Annotated in this window: 5 protein-coding genes; 4 read left to right on the forward strand and 1 reads right to left on the reverse strand. The window is 47.8% G+C overall.

The window, feature by feature from the left end; genetic code table 11:
- The 4 genes from Q7V06_RS06865 to Q7V06_RS06880 all read left to right on the forward strand — a co-directional run.
- Window positions 1-982 (forward strand): HAMP domain-containing sensor histidine kinase (locus Q7V06_RS06865; RefSeq protein WP_304839925.1); only part of this gene is annotated, 982 nt, incomplete at its 5' end.
- The gene (locus tag Q7V06_RS06870) at window positions 982-1,368 is read left to right on the forward strand and encodes a response regulator (RefSeq protein WP_304839928.1); all 387 of its coding nucleotides are present in this window, start codon (window positions 982-984) and stop codon (window positions 1,366-1,368) included. The genes Q7V06_RS06865 and Q7V06_RS06870, both read left to right, overlap by 1 nt.
- Window positions 1,365-2,939, forward strand: coding sequence for a response regulator (locus Q7V06_RS06875; protein ID WP_304839930.1), 1,575 nt, complete (start codon window positions 1,365-1,367; stop codon window positions 2,937-2,939). Before Q7V06_RS06870 ends, Q7V06_RS06875 begins: the two co-directional genes overlap by 4 nt.
- 146 nt (window positions 2,940-3,085) lie before the next feature.
- Window positions 3,086-4,222 carry a response regulator gene (locus Q7V06_RS06880; protein ID WP_304839933.1) on the forward strand — a complete coding sequence of 379 codons (1,137 nt, stop codon included), beginning with the start codon at window positions 3,086-3,088 and terminating at the stop codon, window positions 4,220-4,222.
- Window positions 4,223-4,269: 47 nt separating this feature from the next.
- Here the strand turns inward: Q7V06_RS06880 and Q7V06_RS06885 are convergent.
- Window positions 4,270-4,726: META domain-containing protein (locus Q7V06_RS06885; RefSeq protein ID WP_304839935.1), on the reverse strand; the 457-nt coding region annotated here is incomplete at its 5' end.

Raw genomic sequence — 4,726 nt, forward strand, 5'->3', positions numbered from 1 at the left:
CATCATTCTGAACAGGACACTCATTAGACCACTGATGAACCTGACGGAGATGAGCAGAACCATCGCAGAGACCGGGGACCTGAACCAGACGATTGAGACTGAGGATGCCGGTGAGCTTGGGATGCTTGCCACCTCATTCAAGGCGATGGTTGATCGGATCAGAGATGAGGAGAAGAGGAGAAAAGAGGCATATGCAGAACTGGAGGGATATCGGGATACCCTCGAGGATACCGTTCTGGAGCGGACCAGGGAGCTTGAGTCTGCAAAAGAGGCAGCTGAAGCCGCTGATCGGATCAAGTCGGCATTCCTGGCGACGATGTCCCATGAACTCCGCACTCCGCTCAACTCGATCATCGGGTTCTCGGGCATCCTCCTCCAGGAGCTGGCAGGCCCCTTAAACGAAGAGCAGAAGAAGCAGCTTGGCATGGTATCAGACAGTGCAGAGCATCTCCTCGCCCTGATCAATGATGTGCTTGACATCTCAAAGATTGAAGCAGGCCAGCTGAAGATCATATGCGAACCAGTTGATATAACAGCGGTCCTTGAGAGAGCCGTCCGGGCGATGAGACCGATCGCAGAGAAGAAACATCTCCCTCTGGAGGTTGATATCGATCCCGATGTCGGCATGATTTCGGGAGATGCACGGCGTGTCGAGCAGATCTTTTTGAATCTCCTGAGCAATGCCGTAAAATTTACTGAGCGGGGGAGTGTCAGGGTCACATCTTCAAAAAAGGATGATCAGATCACAATCCATATCATTGATACAGGAATAGGAATTGACAGAGCAGATATGCAGAAGCTCTTCAAACCCTTCAGCCAGGTTGACACCGGGCTGACAAGGCAGTTTGAAGGGACAGGGCTTGGACTGTCGATCACGAAGAAACTCGTTGATCTAATGGGTGGTGTAATCACAGTCGAGAGTGAAACGGGGAAGGGCTCGGTATTCCGGGTGACCCTTCCAGCCATGAAGAGGAGTGAATAATGAAGAATATCCTGTATATCGAAGATAACGACCAGAACTTTTATCTGGTACACTATATCCTGACCGCACAAGGATATCTGGTTATACGAGCAAGAGATGGAAGAGAGGGGATTAATTCCGCCATGAATACCATTTTTGACCTTATACTCCTCGATATACAGCTTCCAGGTATGGACGGCTATGCAACAGCACGTGAGCTTCGAAAGATACCTGAGGTTGCAGATATCCCGATCGTTGCGCTTACATCCTATGCAATGGCAGGCGATCGTGAAAAGGCACTTGCTGCAGGATGTACCGGGTACATCGAAAAGCCGATCAACCCAAAGACCTTCACCGAACAGATCAGATCACACCTGCATACGAGAGGGGATGGTGTGGAAGAGTGACGGCGATTATATTGATAGTCGATGACAATTCGCAGAACCTCTATCTGCTGGAATCGATCCTGAAAGGATATGGATTTACCACGATATCAGCAAAAAACGGTGCAGAAGCACTCGAAATAGCATCAAAGAACCCACCTGACCTGATCATCACCGATATCCTGATGCCGGTGATGGACGGGTTTGAACTCTGCCGGAGATGGAAAAAAGATGAACAGTTCCAAGAGATCCCTTTCATCTTCTTTACAGCGACGTATACCGATCCGAGGGATGAACGGTTTGCCCTGAGCCTCGGCGCAGAACGGTATATCACAAAACCGCAGAAGCCGGAAATACTCATCGGAATTATCCGGGATGTCCTTTTAAACGCTGGGAAAGAGGTGCGAGCCCAACCTGAAACAACCTTTGAAGAGGAGATGGAGAGCCTGCGGGAATATAATGAAGTACTCTTCAGAAAACTTCAGAAGAAGGTAAAACAGCTTGAGGATGAGGTTGTGCGATGCAATCGGATCGATGAGAGCCTGCGTGAGAGCGAGAAGTTCCTGCACACCATCTTTGATCAGATACCAAATATGGTCTTTGTGAAGGATGCTTCGGACCTCAGATTTGTCAGGTTCAATAAAGCCGGAGAGGACCTGATCGGTTATCCACGGACTGAGCTGATCGGAAAGACCGATGGTGATCTCTTTCCGAAAGAGCAGGCAGCATTCTTCATCGGGAAGGACCGTGAGGTACTCCGCAATAAAATTCTTCAGGATATTCCAGAGGAGACGATTCAGACCAGGCTGCTTGGTACACGGATACTCCATACCAAAAAGATCCCGATCCTCGATGAATCGGAAACACCCCGATATTTACTTGGGATCTCTGAGGACATCACAGAGAGGAGAAGAGCAGAGGAGCAGATGAAGCTTACCAACCGAAAACTCGAACTGATGACCGAGGTGACATACCAGGATATACAGAATAAAATAACCGCAGTCAGAGGGTATATTGAGCTCTCCAGAAAGAGTGAAGGTGAGGAGAAGTGTGGGGAGTTCATCGATAAGGAGACGGAGATCCTCGAGTCCATCCATAACCTCATTAGAAAAACGAAGGATTATCAGCAGATGGGAGTGAACATCTCCTCCTGGATCCCTCTTGAGTCGATGATACAGTTCCAGTTCTCTCAGATAAGTCAGAGACAGAAGGTTTCTTTACACTGCGATCTCAAAGGGCTTCTCATCAACTCCGATCCCCTGATTGAGCGGGTCTTCTATAATATCATGCATAATGCAGTACACCATGGACAGACCGTCACCACCATCTCATTGACCTGTAGGGAGACAGGTGAAGGGATGGTCTTAATCTGTGAAGATGACGGAGTCGGCATTCCAGATGGAGAGAAAGCCCATATATTTGATCGGGTTATCGGCGGCAAAGGTGCATTTGGATTATTCTTTGTCAGGGAGTTTCTCAATCTTGCCGGGATGAAGATCACTGAAACCGGCCTCCCGGGCAAGGGTGCCAGGTTTGAAATCACAATACCAGCAGGAGCATATCGGTTATCGGGCACAGCTGGAGGAGAGGTCTGACATACTCCCCGGCTGAAGGGTCTTTCACTCAGATACGAGCGTCTCCAGAACCCACCTGAGGATGGTAGAATTAGAATTGACCCAAAGAGCTATGATGAGCAGATCATATACTACCTGTCATTCACAAGAATCAGGCAGTTGATATCTTGACCGTAGTACTGATAGCTGATGATAATCCCCAGAATCTCTACCTGCTGGAATCGATCCTGACAGGGTATGGATTTGCCACGATATCAGCACTAAACGGTGCAGAAGCACTCGAAAAAGCAGCAAAGAGTCCTCCTGACCTGATCATCACCGATATCCTGATGCCCGTGATGGACGGGTTTGAACTCTGCCGCCGGTGGAAGGCAGATCCAGAACTAAACCAGATCCCCTTCATCTTCTATACAGCGACGTATACCGATCCAAGAGATGAACGGTTTGCCCTGAGCCTCGGCGCAGAGCGGTATGTCACAAAGCCGCAGAAACCGGATATCCTCATCGGAATCGTCAGGGAGGTACTTGAAGAAGCCGGAAGGGAGAGGGCTCCACAGGCCGGGACAACCTTTGAAGAGGAGATGGAGAGCCTGCGGGAATATAATGACGTCCTCTTCAGAAAACTTCAGAAGAAGGTGAATCAGCTTGAGGAGGAGATTAGACGATGCAATCAGATCGAGGAGAATCTCCGTGAGAGTGAGAAGTTCCTGAATAACATCGTCGAACATATTCCGAATATGATCTTTGTGAAGGATGCTCTTGACCTCCGGTTTGTCAAATTTAACAAATCAGGGGAAGAACTCATCGGACTTGCACAGAATGAATTTATCGGTAAAAGCGACCTTGATATCTTCCCAAAAACGCAGGCCGAACTCTTCATCGAGAGTGATCGTGAAGTACTCAGTTCTAAAAATCTCAAGGATATCCCGGAAGAGACGATTCAAACCCGGAATAAGGGGGATCGTATCCTTCATACGAAAAAACTGCCAATACTCGATGAATATGGAAACCCAAAGTATCTGTTAGGTATTTCAGAGGATATTACAGAGAGAAAAGAGCTCGAAGACTTCCGAAGATCGACTCTCCTTCAGGTAGAGGAGCAGATACATAATCTTGCAATACTGAATGATTCAATCAGAAACCCACTTGCGGTGATCATCGCCCTCACATCGATGAATGAAGGCAAAGTATTTGATCAGATCACGGATCAGGCATATGAGATCAACGAGATCGTGAGTCAACTCGATCGGGGGTGGCTTGAATCGATGAAGATCCGGGATTTTATCAGAAAGCATTATTCATAAATTCATTCTGCTATTGAAAAAAAGATGATTTCTTCTCCTTTTATCATTCAGGGGCCGTTTGCAGTCACACCAAAAGAAAGGATGATCTCTTTGTCTGAAGAGAAGAGAGAAAGACGGTCACCATCAATTGTGTATCCTGCCATCTGCGGCAGAAGAGAGAAGTACCTGCTCTCCAGTTCCATCAGAGTTTCAGGCATGCAATATACAAGAGTTCTTATCGGATCAGTTATCGTAATTTCATCACCATCAATGTGATATTCAGCAGAATAACTGTTGCAGCCTCCGGTACCCGAGATCCGCACACCGTCAAAGACAGCGGTAATTGCACGATCTCCGGTTATCGGGGTGACCGTTGTATCCTCTGTTATCGAGTCAAGAATCCAGTATGTTTTGGTGAGAGCAGCCTCAGGAGGAGCAAACGCAAATACAAGCCGGACAGTTCCCTGTTCATCGAAGAGGGTGAGTCGATCTGAATCGATCCCAAACGATACAATCTCATGAAGG

Origin of the sequence: Methanocalculus sp., from assembly GCF_030651615.1 — an archaeon.
GTDB lineage: Archaea > Halobacteriota > Methanomicrobia > Methanomicrobiales > Methanocorpusculaceae > Methanocalculus.

Excerpts from the sequence above, each read along its gene's own strand:
- Q7V06_RS06870 (WP_304839928.1), top strand. The coding sequence starts at position 982 with ATGAAGAATATCCTGTATATCGAAGATAACGACCAGAACTTTTATCTG.